The organism is Calothrix sp. NIES-2098, from assembly GCF_963875125.1.
In the GTDB taxonomy this organism is placed as follows: Bacteria; Cyanobacteriota; Cyanobacteriia; order Cyanobacteriales; family Nostocaceae; genus Aulosira.
The window spans coordinates 476,201-492,941 of record NZ_CAWNKJ010000001.1 but is presented as its reverse complement, the minus strand read 5'-3'; the positions used below and the strand labels follow the sequence as shown (position 1 = coordinate 492,941).

General features: G+C 35.2%; 16 protein-coding genes. All 16 read right to left on the bottom strand.

The window, feature by feature from the left end:
* Positions 1 to 35: 35 nt before the first annotated feature.
* Positions 36 to 662 (bottom strand): WcaF family extracellular polysaccharide biosynthesis acetyltransferase, encoded by a 627-nt coding sequence (locus AACU33_RS01890; protein ID WP_096586782.1) that lies wholly within the window; start codon positions 660 to 662, stop codon positions 36 to 38.
* Positions 663 to 671: 9 nt separating this feature from the next.
* A complete protein-coding gene (locus tag AACU33_RS01885; protein WP_096586781.1) occupies positions 672 to 1,247 on the bottom strand; it encodes an ElyC/SanA/YdcF family protein in 576 nt (191 codons plus the stop codon).
* A 122-nt stretch (positions 1,248 to 1,369) separates the two neighbouring features.
* Positions 1,370 to 2,137 (bottom strand): glycosyltransferase family 2 protein, encoded by a 768-nt coding sequence (locus AACU33_RS01880; protein WP_339376487.1) that lies wholly within the window; start codon positions 2,135 to 2,137, stop codon positions 1,370 to 1,372.
* Positions 2,138 to 2,157: 20 nt separating this feature from the next.
* Positions 2,158 to 2,814: a class I SAM-dependent methyltransferase gene (locus AACU33_RS01875; RefSeq protein ID WP_096586780.1), complete on the bottom strand. Its 657-nt coding sequence runs from the start codon at positions 2,812 to 2,814 to the stop codon at positions 2,158 to 2,160.
* A 35-nt stretch (positions 2,815 to 2,849) separates the two neighbouring features.
* A complete protein-coding gene (locus tag AACU33_RS01870; protein WP_096586779.1) occupies positions 2,850 to 4,031 on the bottom strand; it encodes a glycosyltransferase in 1,182 nt (393 codons plus the stop codon).
* 59 nt (positions 4,032 to 4,090) lie between these two features.
* Positions 4,091 to 5,221, bottom strand: a complete 1,131-nt coding sequence (locus tag AACU33_RS01865; protein ID WP_096586778.1) for a glycosyltransferase family 4 protein — start codon at positions 5,219 to 5,221, stop codon at positions 4,091 to 4,093.
* 298 nt (positions 5,222 to 5,519) lie between these two features.
* On the bottom strand, positions 5,520 to 6,908 hold the full coding sequence (locus AACU33_RS01860; RefSeq protein ID WP_096586777.1) for a hypothetical protein: 1,389 nt from the start codon (positions 6,906 to 6,908) through the stop codon (positions 5,520 to 5,522).
* Positions 6,909 to 6,981: 73 nt separating this feature from the next.
* Positions 6,982 to 8,127, bottom strand: a complete 1,146-nt coding sequence (locus AACU33_RS01855; RefSeq protein ID WP_096586776.1) for an acyltransferase family protein — start codon at positions 8,125 to 8,127, stop codon at positions 6,982 to 6,984.
* A 47-nt stretch (positions 8,128 to 8,174) separates the two neighbouring features.
* Complete coding sequence (locus AACU33_RS01850; protein WP_096586775.1) at positions 8,175 to 9,404, bottom strand: glycosyltransferase family 4 protein; 1,230 nt, start codon at positions 9,402 to 9,404, stop codon at positions 8,175 to 8,177.
* Positions 9,405 to 9,480: 76 nt separating this feature from the next.
* Positions 9,481 to 10,578: an acyltransferase family protein gene (locus AACU33_RS01845; RefSeq protein ID WP_096586774.1), complete on the bottom strand. Its 1,098-nt coding sequence runs from the start codon at positions 10,576 to 10,578 to the stop codon at positions 9,481 to 9,483.
* A 255-nt stretch (positions 10,579 to 10,833) separates the two neighbouring features.
* A complete protein-coding gene (locus AACU33_RS01840) occupies positions 10,834 to 12,456 on the bottom strand; it encodes a calcium-binding protein (protein ID WP_096586773.1) in 1,623 nt (540 codons plus the stop codon).
* A 227-nt stretch (positions 12,457 to 12,683) separates the two neighbouring features.
* Positions 12,684 to 13,592, bottom strand: coding sequence for a glycosyltransferase family 2 protein (locus tag AACU33_RS01835; protein ID WP_096586772.1), 909 nt, complete (start codon positions 13,590 to 13,592; stop codon positions 12,684 to 12,686).
* Between the two features lie 9 nt (positions 13,593 to 13,601).
* Positions 13,602 to 13,904 carry an acyltransferase gene (locus AACU33_RS37525; RefSeq protein ID WP_096586771.1) on the bottom strand — a complete coding sequence of 101 codons (303 nt, stop codon included), beginning with the start codon at positions 13,902 to 13,904 and terminating at the stop codon, positions 13,602 to 13,604.
* A gap of 86 nt (positions 13,905 to 13,990) precedes the next feature.
* Positions 13,991 to 14,923, bottom strand: coding sequence for a glycosyltransferase family 2 protein (locus AACU33_RS01830; RefSeq protein WP_096586770.1), 933 nt, complete (start codon positions 14,921 to 14,923; stop codon positions 13,991 to 13,993).
* 17 nt (positions 14,924 to 14,940) lie between these two features.
* Positions 14,941 to 15,801, bottom strand: a complete 861-nt coding sequence (locus AACU33_RS01825; protein ID WP_096586769.1) for a polysaccharide pyruvyl transferase family protein — start codon at positions 15,799 to 15,801, stop codon at positions 14,941 to 14,943.
* A gap of 28 nt (positions 15,802 to 15,829) precedes the next feature.
* Entirely contained in the window at positions 15,830 to 16,648 is an 819-nt protein-coding gene (locus tag AACU33_RS01820; RefSeq protein WP_096586768.1) for a glycosyltransferase family 2 protein, read from the bottom strand.
* Between the last annotated feature and the right edge of the window lie 93 nt (positions 16,649 to 16,741).

Genomic DNA, 16,741 nt, shown 5'->3' with positions numbered 1-16,741 from the left:
TTATTACCGTATTATATTTTCTTCTATTCGTAGTCCTAGTCCCTAGCCAAATCCTCATCCAAGATGCGACGCACATGAATAAATTCATCTGCTGCGGAGATCTGAAGCACATCTTCTACTTTTTCCCGAATTCTACTCTTGATAGGTTGAGCCGGATTTCCTGCATAAATTGTCATTGGCTCTAAGGAATGCCCAGTCACGCCTCCTAATGTCAGCACTGCTCCTTGTCCGACTGTAACTCCAGGGCCAATTACCGACTTGGCCGCAATCCAACTACTCTCGTGAATGTGAATTGGTGCAGGAATCAGTTTAAAATCAGGATGATACCAGTCATGATTACCAGTGCAGAGATAAACTCCTTGCGATAAACATACATGACTTTCAATTACCACAGGCGCAAGGTTATCAATCCAAGCATTTTCCCCAATCCAAACACAATCGCCTACAGTTAAACGCCACGGAAACTTTACCCGCACTCCTGGTTTCATACGAACTTTGTGGCCAATGCTAGCGCCAAATCTGCGAAGTACCCAAACCTTTAAAGTTGAAATGGGTAGCCAATAACTCTCAACTATAGGCGATCCGAGGAAATACCACAAAAGCTGTTTCCAGTAGGGTGCGCCGGGAGTATAACCGTCAAGAGAGTAGTTATTTAGATGCATACTAATGATTTACTTAAGATTAGGGTTAAGGCTAGCTCCACTACGCCCTGAAATAATCCAGAAAAGCGATCGCCCAATATCCCGCAGAATGTGAGCCATCGATTCTCTAGGCCTATTAGAGGGGATAGAGACAGAAGTAAAGATAATACCTTGACTGCCCAGAACGAGGATTGCTATGAATTTTGCTCTAGGCAGGTGAAAATCTGAGGTAACTAAGTAGACATGCTGAATATGGCTTTGCTTAAAGTCGGCAACGAGGCTAGTGAAGTTGGTAACTGTGTCAACAGCACGGTAATCAAGATGAAGACGGCTGTTGGGGATGCCTGCATTGTGGAAAATAGTACGGGCTGTATCTGGAGGTGAGCCACTGGAAACCCAGATATCTAGAGTGGGATGTATTTGAGCAAATTGAGCAGTGAATTCTTCTCGATCTGGACCACCACCAAGGGTAAAGATAGCTTGAGGATAGGGAGCTTGGTAAGAAGCGATCGCTATGCGGATCGGAATAACACTTAGCCACATAAGGATAATACTTGCCAAGGTAAATATCCCATATTTTTTGATTTTTCGATGCCATCGATTCATGAGGCAGAATTATTACTGATTCATTGCGATTGACCTTGTAGGTATGTCAGTGTCAATTTTATCTATTATATAAACTCCAATTTGTAAATATTGTGACTTAGCGATCGCATTTACAAGAATAATCAAGTTTTTAATTTTTCTGCTTCAATTAGATGAATTGCCAAGAGAATTTCTGCCAAGACTCGCTGAAATGCATAATAAAAACCACGCCATCCATCAAGAATACCTCCTTTGATAATCAGGCAATAAATGAAGATGATTATGGGCGCAAAGATTTTTTGTTTGCGGATGCGATCGCCTAAGCTGAGTTCACTTGTTGCAGTTTCTAGCAACTTCTTTGCTTCAATCATCATGTAGCGATCCTGTGCCCATAACCAACGACTTAGGGATTTGCGATCGTCATGATAAATATAACCAGATAGTAATTTAGATTTTCCTTTTACGCTAACACGGTGAGCATGACCATCATCTTGATAAATTGCTTTTTCTTTTTTGTAGAGTACAGTACGCGGTGGAAGTAAGGTACCACGTAAAGGTTTACCAAAGACACAGTACTTGAATCTAACTTTATAACTCTCTACTTCAGGCTCTAATGGTAGTTTTTTAATTTCGGCAATTAGCCGATCGGTTAAGACATAATCAGCATCTAAAGATAATATCCACTCAGAGGTAATTTTTTCTATTCCATAGTTACATTGTTCGGCAAAAGAATCAAACTTTCTTTGAAAAATTTCTACTTGAGGATAGGAAGACAAAATATTTAAAGTTTCATCTGTACTATAACTATCAATAACCACAATCTTCTTTGCCCAACTAAGGTTTTGAAGAGTACGATGAATGTTAATTGATTCGTTATAAGTGAGGATAAGAGGAGTAATCTTATCTAAAATCGCAGAGCTATTCACTGGGATTATTTTGAAGTATTTGGCATACTGGAACACAACATTGATTTCCATATCCAGGGAAATCTACCTGCAAAATCAAATTTGATATTAGTATAGTTTTCTGCTTCCAATAAAGCAGTCATTGTTGCTTGAGAAAAAAACTTGATATGACCGCAATCCCAGAGAGGATTGAAGTGTTTATCTGTCTTACCTGAAACAGCCAACACTAGATTTTTAAAATAGCCATGATATGGAGTAGTTAAAATTAAATGACCTTTTGGTTTGAGACATTTTTGAGCATTTCTTAATAATTCTCGTGGAGAAAACAAATGCTCAATTACCTCAGCAGCAATAACAATATCAAACTTCTCTCCTAATTCTGCATATGGAAGATCATAGATGCTACCTAAAATAAAACGGCAATTAGGAAAACTCCGACTCGCAAACTCAAACCCAGACTCAGATTCTTCGATACCAACTACTTCATAACCATTTTGTGCAATGAAGTTACTTAAACTACCATTACCACAACCAATATCTAATATCCGCAGCTTTTGTTGATTTTTAATCATTCCTGCTGAGGTGGAAATCATTTCCATTAGAGGTTCGATCAGATAGGCATGATGATGATTAGGCTGACTATTTCGGTAGGAGTACTCATATTTGTGAGATGAAGAAATCATAGGTTGAATTTTTAAATATTTTTGATTTGTATTAACTAAATAGCAGGTATAGTTTGCCCTTCGATGATGGCTGTATAAACTGTAATCATTTTTGCAGCAATACGCTCCCATATGTATTGTTCAAAAATTAGTTGACGAGCGCGATCGCCCATAATTTTCGCTTGTTCTGGATAAGTTAAGCAATGAATTAAAGAATTTGCGATCGCATCACAGTTAATATCAACTACATGAGCAGCTTTAGCAGCAGCAGCTTCTGGAAAATTACAGCCATTTGTAATTACACAGGGCAATCCCATTGCCATACCTTCTAGGACAGACATACTGAAACCTTCAGAATAAGAAGGAGCAACATAGATGCTAGCAGCTGCAAGTGCTGCATATTTCAGTGAACCTGTCAGCATTCCAGTGAAAGTAACAGCATTGATGCAGCCTGCTTCAATAAAATAGCTTTTAGCTGTAGGTAAGAAACTGATATTATCTTGTCCCGCAACAATTAAATGAGTTTCAGGAAATTGTTTGTATACTTTAGCAAAAGTTTTAGCTAATAAATCCAATCCTTTTTTCGGGTCAATTCGTCCTAAAAATATAATTATTTTTTTATTTTTAATATCAGGAAATTCTTGATAAAAGAGATCTGGAGGAAATAAAGATTTAAAATCCTTACCATGTATGCCATTGGGAACTATAACTAATGGTACGCGAAGATGAAGCGCTTTAATACGTTCAGCTTCAGTTGAAGCTAGCATTTGAATAGCACTAGCATTTCTTAAAGCAGGCTTTTCAACAAAAGCAAAGTACAAATTCTTCTTCCAGGATTTATAAGCCAATGCCCAAGGTTCCAACATACCTCTAGGGGTAACAATATAAGGAATTCTGTGAAGTTGACAAGCCCAGTATGTAGGTAGAACAGGATAGGAAAATACAGCATTAGTATGAACTAGGTCATAATCAGCTACATATTTAAACAACCATTGAGTCAATGACCAGCTAAATTTGTAATCTAATAAATTAGAATAATGAAAATATTGAATACGGTAATACTTTTCTTCAATCCATGTGTGTAAAGGAACATCTAGACTTTGAAAGCCATTAGCATTAGTAGTTACTATATCAACCTTAACTCCCAAACTACCAATTGCTTCAGCTAACTCAATAACACTTTTTGATGGGCCTCCGTATACGTTGCCAATAGCAGGAACAACAATTAAAATATTCATGTTTAAGTATCTGTTTTAGATTAAGTTATTTTCTAAAAACTAAATATATTATTTGAATTTTATTTACTTGCTACAGCATATTCAACTGCTTGAATTAAACCTTGCGCAAAGTAATCAGGAGAGAACTTTTGAATATGTTCTAAAGCTGCTTGACCCATTGTTTTTATGTCAATTTCTTTTGAACTAATTTTTATCATTAAATCAGTGAGTTGTTGAGAGTTTTCAGGGTCAAAACCAAAACCATTTACCCCATCAATTATTAAATCTTCAAAACAGCCACAGCGATTAGATACAAGTACTGGTAAGCCTGCTGCCATAGCTTCATTAACAACTAATCCCCACTGCTCATGGGTGCTACTATGAACAAAACAATTGGCATGAGCAAAGTAAGGTAATAGTTCATTTTGTTGAAGAAAACCAGGAAGGTAAACTGTATTTTCTAAGTCTAGTTCTGCAACTTGGTGTTCAATTTTTGAACGCAATCTACCATTACCGCATAAAACTAAGTTCCAAGCACCATCACCCTTAATTTGACGATATTTTGCATAAGATGATATCAGAAACTCTAGATTTTTTTTAGGTATAAATCTATTAATTGCTAAGAAATAAGGGTGTTTTAGAGGGTTTTGCAAACTTTTAATTTTCTCTGTATGAAAAGTTTCATTCCCTACTACATCATAGCCTAAAAATATTGATTCATTAAGTAAACCTAACTTTAATAAATAACGTTTTTGAGGTTGTCCTCCTACTAAAGCAGATTTATATTTTCTTACAATCCAGCTTTTCACTATTTCTCGCCACCAAGATCGATGGCTATCATTTTCAGTGGTTTCTGATAAAAGTATGGCTGGTTTACGATGCCACATACTCCACAATAATGTTGCCAGCATTCCGAAATTAAAATAACCTGCGATCGCAAAAACGTCAACTTTAACTTCAGCTAATATAGAATAGAGCTTGGCAATAAAATGATGAAATTTAACTTGCTCTAATGGAGACTCTTCAATAATAGAAATTAATTTAAAAGGTAGTTCTTGAACATTAACTTTCCATGTATAAGTAGTCTCATGCCTTGCTAACTCAATTCCAATGACCTCCCAACCTATTTCACTACACTTCTTATGCAAAGCACTGACACGGGAGATATGGTAAGGCCCGTAGTTAGTAAAAATAACAGCAATCTTAACCACTAGCTTGTTTCCAAATTTTTAATATTTACTTGCTTATTTATTGACTATTTTTCATACTTCAGTAAGTGTTATGCTGGAATTTTAATTAAAACTCGAAATTTTTATTTAAAATCAAGTTTTACAGACGATTACAGACTCAATTTCAGCGCCAAGATCCACAGGTAAGAATAACGCCTGTTATTACTGCCCAATAAAAGTTTCAATCTGATTTGCAGAAGTTTTGATTGTAACATATTTGGAATGTTCATATTTCTATAAAATTTTATTTACTTACATAGTTAATATTGATGTATACTCATCATTTAAAAGAATCAAATTTAGAGTTTGTCTGATATAAAGTATAGAATTTACGCATTTTCTTGCGCTCAATACGTTCAAGATAAAGTATTAGGAAATAACCAAAAATTATTGGCCACAAGACTAATATGGTAAAATCTCGTCCTAAATTAGGCGTGATGCCTAGTGCTACTAGAAATAAAGCAAATCTTAAAATAGAATAGCGTTGGCTCCAAAGACGGGCTATAATACCAGACCAAACTGCCATCAAAAATGCTGGAGCAATTGGCCCAAAGATTGTGCCAAAATTCATCACTCCTCCACCAATTAACCCACGAGAAACTGTGGCTGATATTGCAAGCCCCCCTTTGCCTGGAGATCTCAGTTGTGCATAATCAAGACCGATAAAAGGTTTGTCTGGCCATAAAAAGCGTGGAACCCAATTCAGCAATTCAACAAGGTAATCATAACCATAATGAAGTGAGAGCGAACCTTGCTGAAGAAAACTATTAATATAAAAAAGTTCTAGAGCCATATTTAGCCCTTGATGTTTAGTTTCTGGTACTGCTATCTCACCTGTTTGCCAGATTTGGGAAAGATAACCTTCAAAGCCAACATTCCGAAAGGTAATTATTACAGTAAGTATATAATTAACAACTAAAAAACTTACTAAACTACCTAATAATTTAACCCACCATTTTTGTTTTGACACAATTAAATAGGCTAAAAAAGCTGGTACTACCATAGCTAAGAAAATGTTTCTTGTGCCTGAGAACATGAACATTGGCCAGGAAATAACAATCAAGGAAAAATTAAAAATTTTCGCTGTCCATCGTTTTTGAAATAGTAGTAAAACTCCAAAAAATGAACAAATTAAATTGTATATGTAAGCTAAAGATGAAATTATAAAACCAGTTGAACCCCCCAGTGCCGATCGCGTAAAAAGGAAAGTACTATGTGAACGCCCACCAAGAGGTAGTAAAGCTCCCATAATATTCCAATTAGCTTGGCTTAATCCCCAAAGTAGAATTAATAACCAGATTGATGCCAATATAGATAATAAATGCTCAGGGCTTAGTGTAATTAAGCGGAACTCAGGCAAAGTATTGAATGTCTTTGGAGTTAAGACTTTTGTAAAGTAAGGAACTAACAACCGAAAAGCGACAAGAAAAATAATAACTTGAGAGAAACTAATTTCTACAATATCTGTTGGAAAAGACAGATACTTTTCAGGTGTATAAATAATTTCAATAAAGTACCAAATACCTATCGTGCCATAAACTAGTATTCCGGGAATAACCCAGCTTTTACTCCATTTTAAGCCTGCTTCTATAACAAGGCATACTAGTAAAATTATTGCTAAAATATAATTAATTGGTAAGTTTTGGTTAAGAAGATTTTCGTAATCCATATGAAATTAGAATAATAATTTAGCGATAATTACTATCGAATTCGTTTGTAATGATAGTAAAATAAATCAATAATTAAGCAAAGAAATTAAAAGACAAGCCGTACAGAAGCTTTTTTAATCGAACAGTGTTTTTTTCTGTAATGCTTGCAAAGCAAAAGGCAAAGCTGTACGCAATACTAAGAATCATAAATAAAACCAAAAATGTTGATGGAACTGGCTGCATTTGTAAGCTGATAATGCCAAAATTTGATAAGACTGCTATGAGAAAAATAGATAGAGGCAGATGAGTTAAGTATAAAGAATAAGAAAATGATGCCATTATTTTGTTAACTTTTTGTATATTAGGACTCCATATATTAGAACCATTAATAGATTTAATTGTTAACCCAAATAAAATGGCTAAAATTAAATCTTCCTGAAAATAGGTTAATATGGAAATATTTTGAATTCTTGTAATTATTAAATATAAAATAATAAAAACATTATTGATATAAAAATTAAGTGTAGTTTTTGTATTAATTAACCATAATACAGTTCCTATCATCCAGATAGAAAAATAAACTAGCATATTACAATACTGACTTGTGTTATACATAACGATCGACAAACTAAAAACGCCAATTAAGCATAAGACTTTTTTATAAATATTTTTATATACAAATATTAGAATAATTAAAGGAAAGTAAAAATAGTACCACCACTCGTTTGCTAGGCTCCATAGAGGCCCATTACTACCCAAAGGTGGACTAGTTATACTTTGAAGCATCAAAAGATTAGATATAAGAACGGAGATTCCTAGCCTTTCCGAAATATTGAAACCTACTGTAGTAATATTCAACTGGTTAGTGTACAAGCCAGTTCCATTAAAGTATGAACAACCAAGCCAGTCAAATAATAATCCAATGAGGAGACTGATTGGAAAAACTATATAAATTCTTGAAAATCTCTCAATAAAATATCTACGTAATGAAAAATTTTTGGCTTGAAGATGGCTGAAAATGCTACCTCCAATTAAAAAACCACTCAGAACAAAAAATATAATTACTGCCTGATGTCCGAATCCAGTTAAAAAGTAGAAAGCCTGGATTAGAATATTTTTACTTTTAATAACCTCATAATCAGCAAATAGCAGACTTCTTAAATGACTAATGACAACTAAAAAAGCTGCAAACCATCTTGAGAAATCCAAATAGTTAGAAAGTTCTAAATTAATGTTCATTAAAAATTAAAGTTTAAGGAATTTACTCTTTATTCGATATTGTTGCGTTAAGTAACAGAGATACTCTGCAATTGGTTAGCAAGTTGGGACAGATCGAAACTGCGGACAGTACTTGAGTGTTGGGAAAACCCTCGCAAGTCCTCTGGATGCTGAAGACAAAATATCAAAGATTCAGCGATCGCCTCACCATTCACCTCAGATAGCACCAATCCATTGCATCCATCGATCGCAACATCACCGCAGTAGCGAGAAGCAATAATCGGTAATCGCCAAGCTTGGGCTTCGAGTTGAGTTAGCCCAAAACCATCAGATAAAGTTGGAAACAAGAAGACATCAGCATTTTGATAGTAGTTAACTGTTTGACTGCGGGAGATTTGACCGAACCAGCGGATTTGAGGATGAGTTTGCAAGGCTGGGGAAATCTTGATCTGCGGCAAACCGACTATCCAAAACTCAATTGGATAACCTTTGAGATATTCAACAGCTTCTAATAAAGCCGCCATTCCTTTGCGCAAAATTACCTGTCCCAAAAATAAAACCCTAAGAGGTCGCTCTTGAGAGAAAGATTGAGGATAAGTTCTGACCCAGTGTTTGGCTGCATCTGACGGGGTGTAGATTAGAGGTATAATCTCAATCTTGTGTCCAGAAATTCCTGCTTCTTGAAGTAACCGACTTGACCATTGTGAGTTAACTACAATGCGATCGGCTAATGAGCATTCTTCCTGCCAATTATTCCAGTAACTTAATGGTGCTTGAATTGATTTAGAGGCATAGTTTGGATATTTAGTATGTTCTTCTAAAACTAACTTTTCCTCCAAGATACCTGGATCGATTTGTCCTAGAACCGTGTACCAACCTTTTGTTTTCGCGTAACGAAACAGTTCTAAAGCAGCATAACTATAGGCAAAAAGAGTTGGGCGATCTCTAAATTTATGACTGATTCGCTCTAAAAATCGCACTGACTCTTTTTGGAACCAATAATTACGTGCAATGATTAATTCCCACCCAGTTTTTCTTTGAATACGTTGTGTCAATTCAAAACTAATTAAAGAACTAGTAAAAGTATAAACAGATGCTTGAGCTAAATCTGGATGGTATCTTTCTCGTAACTTAGTCAGTAAATTTTTAGGTAAAAGATTTAGTGATGACCGAGGCAATACCCAAGCATCTGTAATCAAATGAGCAAGTTGTCCCTGCTGGTGTAAGGCTCTAGAGATAGCATAATGCTCACGTGCTCCAATTTGACAAGAGATCCAATTAGAATATGTTGTAAGCATTTAAGTATATTTCAATAATTTGAATTATTATGTTTTGCCTTAAATATCAAAACGTGCAATTTAAATATGGCACATTTTAGTATTCATTAGTTGGTTTGTGGGAAAACAGTGATTTTCCTAATTGAATGAATGGTTTTTCAACTTGAGTATAGAGAAAATTAGACAATATAATTGTTATAGTTATTGTTAATATTGTTAAAGATAAAAGAAATATATATTGATTTAAAGAAGGTAAATATTTATATAGTAAATATGCAATACTATATAAAACTATTATGTGTGACAAATATATAGAATAAGAAATTTTTCCAATAAATAAAATATAAGGATGATTCAATATTTTACATATAAATTTTGGAATTAAAACATCTTTCGACAACACACAACAAAATATTAATGACCATAAAGTAATTGCAGGATTCTTTAGTAGTAAAATGGTAAACACAACAGTAACAGGCATTAAAATCAAAGCTTGAAATCGAGAAATATAAGTAGGGTTATAATATTTATAAATATAAAAAGACATTATTCCTATAAAAAATAGGATTATTGAACTTTTTGACAGAATGAAAGATTTTTGGAAGCTAAACAAATGGCTAATTGTAAATAAAAATATTATGAATAAAGTAAATAATTTGGCTCTTTTGAACTTGATTAAATAGAAAACAAAAGGAGCGATTAAATAGAACTGCCATTCCAAAGAAATACTCCAAGCCTGACCAATAAATGCATATGCACTACTAGGCAGTATTGCCTGAGGGAGAATTCCGTGTAGTAGGGTTAAATGGGCAATAATATGTGGTACAAAAAAACGTAAGCTATCTCCGATAACATTTATTCTGGAGATACTTGGATAGGGAAGCTGTTCAAGAGTTTTTAAATAAAAAGGAGTCAGTATTATCGAAACAATTAGGCAAACCAAATATACAGGATATATTCTAAGAAACCGTCTTGTGATAAAAGTAGTTATTTTTTCCTCTGCATTATCTAATAAATAGAAAATTACAAACCCGCTAATTATGATAAAAACATCAACTGCATAAAATCCTTGAGCAATTAACTTAAACGGGCCTAATAAATTTTCTTGAATTCCGGCAGTGGGTAGAATATGAGTTATGACAACCCACAATGCGAGAATTCCACGTAGTCCTTCTAGTTCTGATACCCGTCTCATAAAAATATTATTGGAATATAGTGAAATTTATAATTAGTAAAATATAGCCATAAAAAAATACCCTTGCAGAGGTACAGATTGTTGTATCTCTCCAGTGGTACTTCCTCATTTATATTACTTAAGCAGGTAAAAAACTATTACTTCTCACCTGCTTTAAATAATTATCAACTTTTACTTTTCAGAACTTTGTTAATAAGTAAAATTTACTGCCTAACTTGGCTCTGCCTACTCTATGAATTTAACTCTGAATATTTATTAGGCAACGACTATAAAGTCAGTCGCTGCTAAAGATGGAAGTGATGTGAAAGTTGCAAAAACACCTGAATGTCCAAAAGCTGTCAAGTTTTGGTTATAATACAAGTTTCCATTGGAGCTATTATAAACAAAATAGGCATCTTTGGTATCAAGACCCGTACTAGTAGCAGTTGAGGTAAAACCTTTTGTGACTGCTCCTAAATTTGAACCTATAGAGCCTGCTAAAACTGTAAATGTACTAGCACTCAGATAAATTTTATCTCCTTGAGAAGTGTTGAAGTCGGTAACTACATCATTTCTAATCGAATTATTGTCAGATCCTGTTGCCGTTAAAGTTACACCATTAACTGTGCCGCCAAACTCAAATATATCAGCGCCACCTCCACCTGTTAGTGTATCAACACCTGCTCTTCCTCTGAGGATATTATTACCTGCTCCACCTATGATTGTATTATTACCACGATTTCCAGTAACAACGGTATTAATAGTGTTATTTACCGTGACATTTACATTAGTAGTTCCAGTTGCAGAGATGTTAATGTATTCAACATCTGCCGAGGTAATAAAAGTAGTACCGCTGACATCGTTTAGATTAACGGTATCGGTACCTTGATTCAAACCATCTACTATAGTATCGCTAGCATCAACATTGTAAGTATCGTCACCAATACCACCATTTAAAGTGTCAACGCCAAGTCCACCATTTAATGAGTCATTTCCATCTTGACCAAATAATTGGTCGTTACCGTCACCGCCATCAATTGTATCGTCCCCAATCGATCCGTAAATAGAATCGTTACCACTCATTCCACTTAAAATATTATTTTGACGGTTGCCAGAAATAACATTGTTAAGACTATTTCCTGTACCACTAATGGGTCCTGCTACTTGACCAAGATTAGCTCCAGGCGCAGCAAGAATTAAGTTTTCAATTTGACCTTTAAACGTGACACCAGATTGACTAGTCAGAGAAAAGTCTAGTGTCGTAAAAATAGTATCTGTGCCACTGCCACCAAAGTTTAGTTCGTCTATGACGAAGGGTATAGCTGAGGTTCCAACTTGATAAACATTGTAGCGATCGTCACCAGCACCACCTATCAAACTACCTTTACCAAAATTAGCAATTTCTAAAGTGTCATTACCCGTTCCCCCTCGGAGTATTGAACCGCTTGCTCCTTTTAAAATATCGTTTCCAGCACCACCGTCTAAGGTTGTATTAGAGGCATAGCTCAACATCAAATCGTTTCCGGAAGAGCCAGTTCCAGTGATTCCGCTAGCGCGCAGAGCAAGAGTGAGGTTTGTTGCTCCTCCAGAAACACTAGCAAGACTAAAGTTAACATAAGCGTTGATTCTTGCTTGATCTGAATCAATAACAATATCACCTAGGTTATCAACGACATAGGAATCATTCCCAGCACCGCCATCCATAGTGTCTGCGCCAGCATCACCATCAAGCTGATCGTCACCAGCATAGCCATACAGTAGATCATTACCGTTACCACCAAACAGACGCTCGTTACCAGTGGAACCATAGAGAGTGTCATTTCCATCTAAACCCCGTAACTCATCACCGGGATTCACAGCATTCAACACGTCATTTGATGCAGTCCCTCTGATTGTCATACTTATCAGCCTCTCTTGTTAGTTTTCCTAAAAATCTAAAATTAACTTTTTTTACGTAAATATACTAGGTGTGATATTACGTACGTTATAAATTTTACCCTATTTTTTGGGTTGTGGGTTGAGTAGAATTTACAGTCACAAAAATATATTTTTGGTAAAAAGTCACACTTTTAAATAGCTGACAGACCACATATTTACTAAGTGTAATTAGCTCAAAAGTATAATAGCTAAGGAAAATTGCTTAATGAAGTCAAAATTATATTCAATGAGTTGTTTACCGTATTTCTACGTAGATAGAGGTATGATAATAATGAATGAGCAGAAATCGCCTGACGTTGTTGATGATGTTGTCTAATCAGAGCAGGAATGGCAAATAGACCTTGTAAGATTCCAGATGTCCTGCCATGCCGAATTAACCAGAATATGCGGCTGATACATTGTCCAATCCCTAACCACCAAAAGAGGAGAGGATACCTTAAATAAGCTAGTAAAACCTGATTAGCAACACTTGCTGCAATGATGGGAGGATTACTATGATGTTTTAATTCAGTGTTGTGAAATACTCTCAACCATGAGCTTTCTACAACACCCCATCCCAGATGATGGAGGCGTAGGGATAAATCAACCTCTTCCATTCCATAAGCGAGTGGTAACTGAACGTATCCGCTGGTTTTTTGGAAGACCTCTTTGCGATAAGCACAACCACAACCAATAAAGTCAGAAACCCATTTGGCTGTTAATTGATCGGCGGTAATGGTTTCGTTGATGTGATAAATTCTTGCACCAATAACTGCTGCGTTGGGGAAATATTCAAACAGCAGTTCTAACCGATAAAAGTAATCTGTATCTATAGGATAAGAATCATCATCAAGACTGGCTACAATTGAATTAGTGGCTTGAGCGATCGCTAAATTTCTCCCACCACCAGGACCTACTTGCTTAGTATTACTAATAATTTTTATATTTTGAAATTTACTGCTTCTGAGTACTGGCTCAGTTGTAGTATCATTTCCATCTATATGGATGATAATTTCATCTGGTCTGGGATTGCAGTCAATAATTTTTCCTAATGTGTTTAATAATTGCTCGGAACGGTTATAAGTAGGTATTACTACAGTAATTTTACAAGTATTCATTAATTAACTTTAAGCTGCTTTTATTTTTAAGTTTTTACTCAACTCTATACTGGGCTTTTCAATTAAAAGATAAGTGAGATGTGCCATGCTAATACTGATTACAAATGCTAAAGCAAACCAGACAAGAGCAGCTATGGGTGAGTCACCACTAAGACGATATCCCAAATTAATAACCCGCGTGCCAAAAACTATATGCACGAGATAAAAGCTATAAGAAATTTTGCCTAGATATTGTATCCATTTAGTATCTAACCATTTGTGCATTTGCCCTAACTTACAGCTAAAATAGATACTTAAAATAGTTGCTAGCACTATGACTGCTTTGATATCAGATTGGATAACGAACTTTGCTGCGATCGCATTCTTGAATAATTTCTTTTAGATATGGAAGTAGGAGTTTAGTATTGACCCCTATAAATTTTCTTACTCAGCTTGCTTTGCATCGCTAATATTGTCATAAATAGAAATCCTAGTAGATAACGCAAGCGTCCTAACCAGAGATGCCATTTGAAAGTTTTTTGATATAGTTTCCAAGCTTGTTGAATGTCACCATGACGCAGACATGCTAAACTTACTGGTCTAATATGTCGCGTTAGGATATTAATTCTCTCGCGTTGTCGTATCTTGTCACCAGGATACTGTCCTGTATTTTCTTGTTGTATTAAATAATAAGTACCTTGATATGTTTTGGTTATATTAGAAACAGCACTATCAGTTTGCTGGCGATAGCCTAAGACCGTTGGAGAGTTAATATAAATAAATCCCTTTGCTGTTCCTAACCTCAGCCAGAGATCGTTATCTTCAGAATTAATCCATTTGTCTGTAAAACCACCTGCTTTTTTCAAAACATCTAGACGAGCTACAACGGAACTTGTAACAATAGAACTAGTCTTGTCACTAGACGCATAAAAATCTTGATAATAGCTATAATGCAATTCTGAAGTTTTAACAATATTCAAGTCATTTGCATGATGAAAGAAAAAATATTCTCCTGCTAATAATGCCGGAAAGTTTGTCTGCTGGATAACTTCTGCGTAGACTTCCAAAGTCCAGGGAAACCAAATATCGTCACTGTCTAAGAATGCTACATACTTCCCTTGAGCCTTTTGAATACCTAAATTTCGGGCTTGTCCGGGGCCTTGGTTTTTTTGTTGTAGAATTTGGATTCTGTTTTCATAGTTTGATAAAACATTGAGAGTATTATCAGTTGAACCATCATCAACCACAATAACTTCCCAATCTTCAAACTTTTGCTGAAAAATAGAATTAAGTGTCTCACTAATCAAATTAGCTCTATTAAAAACTGGAACAACTATAGAGAAGAATGCCATAGAGAGTTTAAATAAAGTTAAAATTCAAATTTTCCAGCTTGTAAATCTTGCTTAAATAGATATATCTTTTCTTCTAACTTATCTAACTTATCATTGAGGATATTGTCTTTACTTAACTGAAATTTGGCTTGACAAACAATTTGGCGAACATAAGACACCATTCTTTTAATTTCAATTGACCTCAAAAATGGCAACTTCTGGCTGATACTATTAAATCGGTAAAATCGATTACTTGTGAATTCTAGATTTAATGATTGGCAGAAATCAGTCCATTTGAAATCAGGAATACCAGCATTAGATTTTAGCGATATCCAAGGGACTCGCAGTGCATCGGCAACAATTGCACCATGCATTGCGGCACTGATAACAAGTTCGGAACGGCTAATTTCCTGAAGAACTTTTTCTACTTCCCAACGCGGATCTATGCAAACGTAGCCTAATTGTTGACAAACTTCTAAAAATACTTCTGGGCTACTTTCCATTTCCCATGCATAAGGAATAAAAGCAACTTTATACTTCTTACTTGTATCATTTGGGCGATAAACTCTGTTCACTAAAATAGCAGGATCGGCAATTCCTAACTCTATTGGCAAATTCAATGCTGCGGTAGTGAGAGGGCCTCTCACACAATAAATTGTCCATGTATTATCTATTTGTGGAGGATTGCCAAATCCATGACCAGTGCCAAAAATAATAGTTTGTTTAAATTTGGGCAACTTTTCATTGAGTAATGTTCCAAATCCTACAAATGCAATATCTGAAGCATCGTCATTAAAAACTCCAGGTAAAAGTTGTGGATAAAGCCAACCATTTAGATCGTCACCAAAGTTACCAAAAGGAACATAACTTCTGGTTTTGTTTGCATAGTATAGTTTCATTGTTCGTCAGAAAAATTTACAACTCTGGTTAAGCCCATATACCAGTACTATGCATAAATCTTTTTACTAATCTTTGGTAAAAAGACTCAAGATGGTTAGGGAGCGTTACTCGATCAATCTCATATTTTCCGTCTTGAGAATCATAATGTAGTGTAGTAGGATCGGTAACTTTTTGTTGCCAATTCTGTTCTACAGCGTGTTCCCATCCAGGAAAACCTCTTTCTCTATTAATCCTGCGGGTATCCAATCTTTTTTGAATCTGCTCAGGAGTTCTGTATTTATAATGTTTATAAAGAATACGCTCTTGATTAACTACACCCATGTGTTTGGGCCAAGAACCATTATCCCAGATTAAACCATCACGATGTCGGAAAAATCTTGGTTCGGAATTTTCTATTTTATAAAATTTAAGTGCTGATAAAAGCTCAGACATTGGTTGTCTGAAGTCTAGTAAATTAATATCCTTTGAGGTGAGATAATATTCAATAGCAATTCCCCAAACAACCTGATTAAATGGACTAACTTTAGCAAGAAATTCACGAGGAGACCGAACATAAAATTCATCGGAATCAAGATGACACCACCAATCACCTGGTTTGGCAAGGTGTTTAAACTCGTTGAATACTTCACCTCTTAAGGATTCTTGAAAAACTTTACCATCTTGTTTCCAAGGAATAATTTGCTCGCTTTGCATGGAGAGAACTTTTTCCCAAGTGCCATCAGTACTAGCACCATCATAGATATAGATACGATCGGACCATTTTGAAGCTTGCTCTAGGCAATATCCAATAATATCTACTTCATTTTTGACTACACAAATTGAATGAATTTTAAAATTGTTACTCACCTAGCTTTCTCCCATTAATATGCATATTCCAAATATGGTACTTACACCGGACATTTTTGATGCCTGAAAAGCTACAATATTTATATTTAAAAA

Coding starts and splice junctions, on each gene's coding strand:
- AACU33_RS01830 (WP_096586770.1), bottom strand. CDS start 14,923: ATGGCATTCTTCTCTATAGTTGTTCCAGTTTTTAATAGAGCTAATTTG.
- AACU33_RS01840 (WP_096586773.1), bottom strand. CDS start 12,456: ATGACAATCAGAGGGACTGCATCAAATGACGTGTTGAATGCTGTGAAT.
- AACU33_RS01825 (WP_096586769.1), bottom strand. CDS start 15,801: ATGAAACTATACTATGCAAACAAAACCAGAAGTTATGTTCCTTTTGGT.
- AACU33_RS01860 (WP_096586777.1), bottom strand. CDS start 6,908: ATGGATTACGAAAATCTTCTTAACCAAAACTTACCAATTAATTATATT.
- AACU33_RS01875 (WP_096586780.1), bottom strand. CDS start 2,814: ATGATTTCTTCATCTCACAAATATGAGTACTCCTACCGAAATAGTCAG.
- AACU33_RS01835 (WP_096586772.1), bottom strand. CDS start 13,592: ATGAATACTTGTAAAATTACTGTAGTAATACCTACTTATAACCGTTCC.
- AACU33_RS01870 (WP_096586779.1), bottom strand. CDS start 4,031: ATGAATATTTTAATTGTTGTTCCTGCTATTGGCAACGTATACGGAGGC.
- AACU33_RS01845 (WP_096586774.1), bottom strand. CDS start 10,578: ATGAGACGGGTATCAGAACTAGAAGGACTACGTGGAATTCTCGCATTG.
- AACU33_RS01885 (WP_096586781.1), bottom strand. CDS start 1,247: ATGAATCGATGGCATCGAAAAATCAAAAAATATGGGATATTTACCTTG.
- AACU33_RS01850 (WP_096586775.1), bottom strand. CDS start 9,404: ATGCTTACAACATATTCTAATTGGATCTCTTGTCAAATTGGAGCACGT.
- AACU33_RS01890 (WP_096586782.1), bottom strand. CDS start 662: ATGCATCTAAATAACTACTCTCTTGACGGTTATACTCCCGGCGCACCC.
- AACU33_RS01855 (WP_096586776.1), bottom strand. CDS start 8,127: ATGAACATTAATTTAGAACTTTCTAACTATTTGGATTTCTCAAGATGG.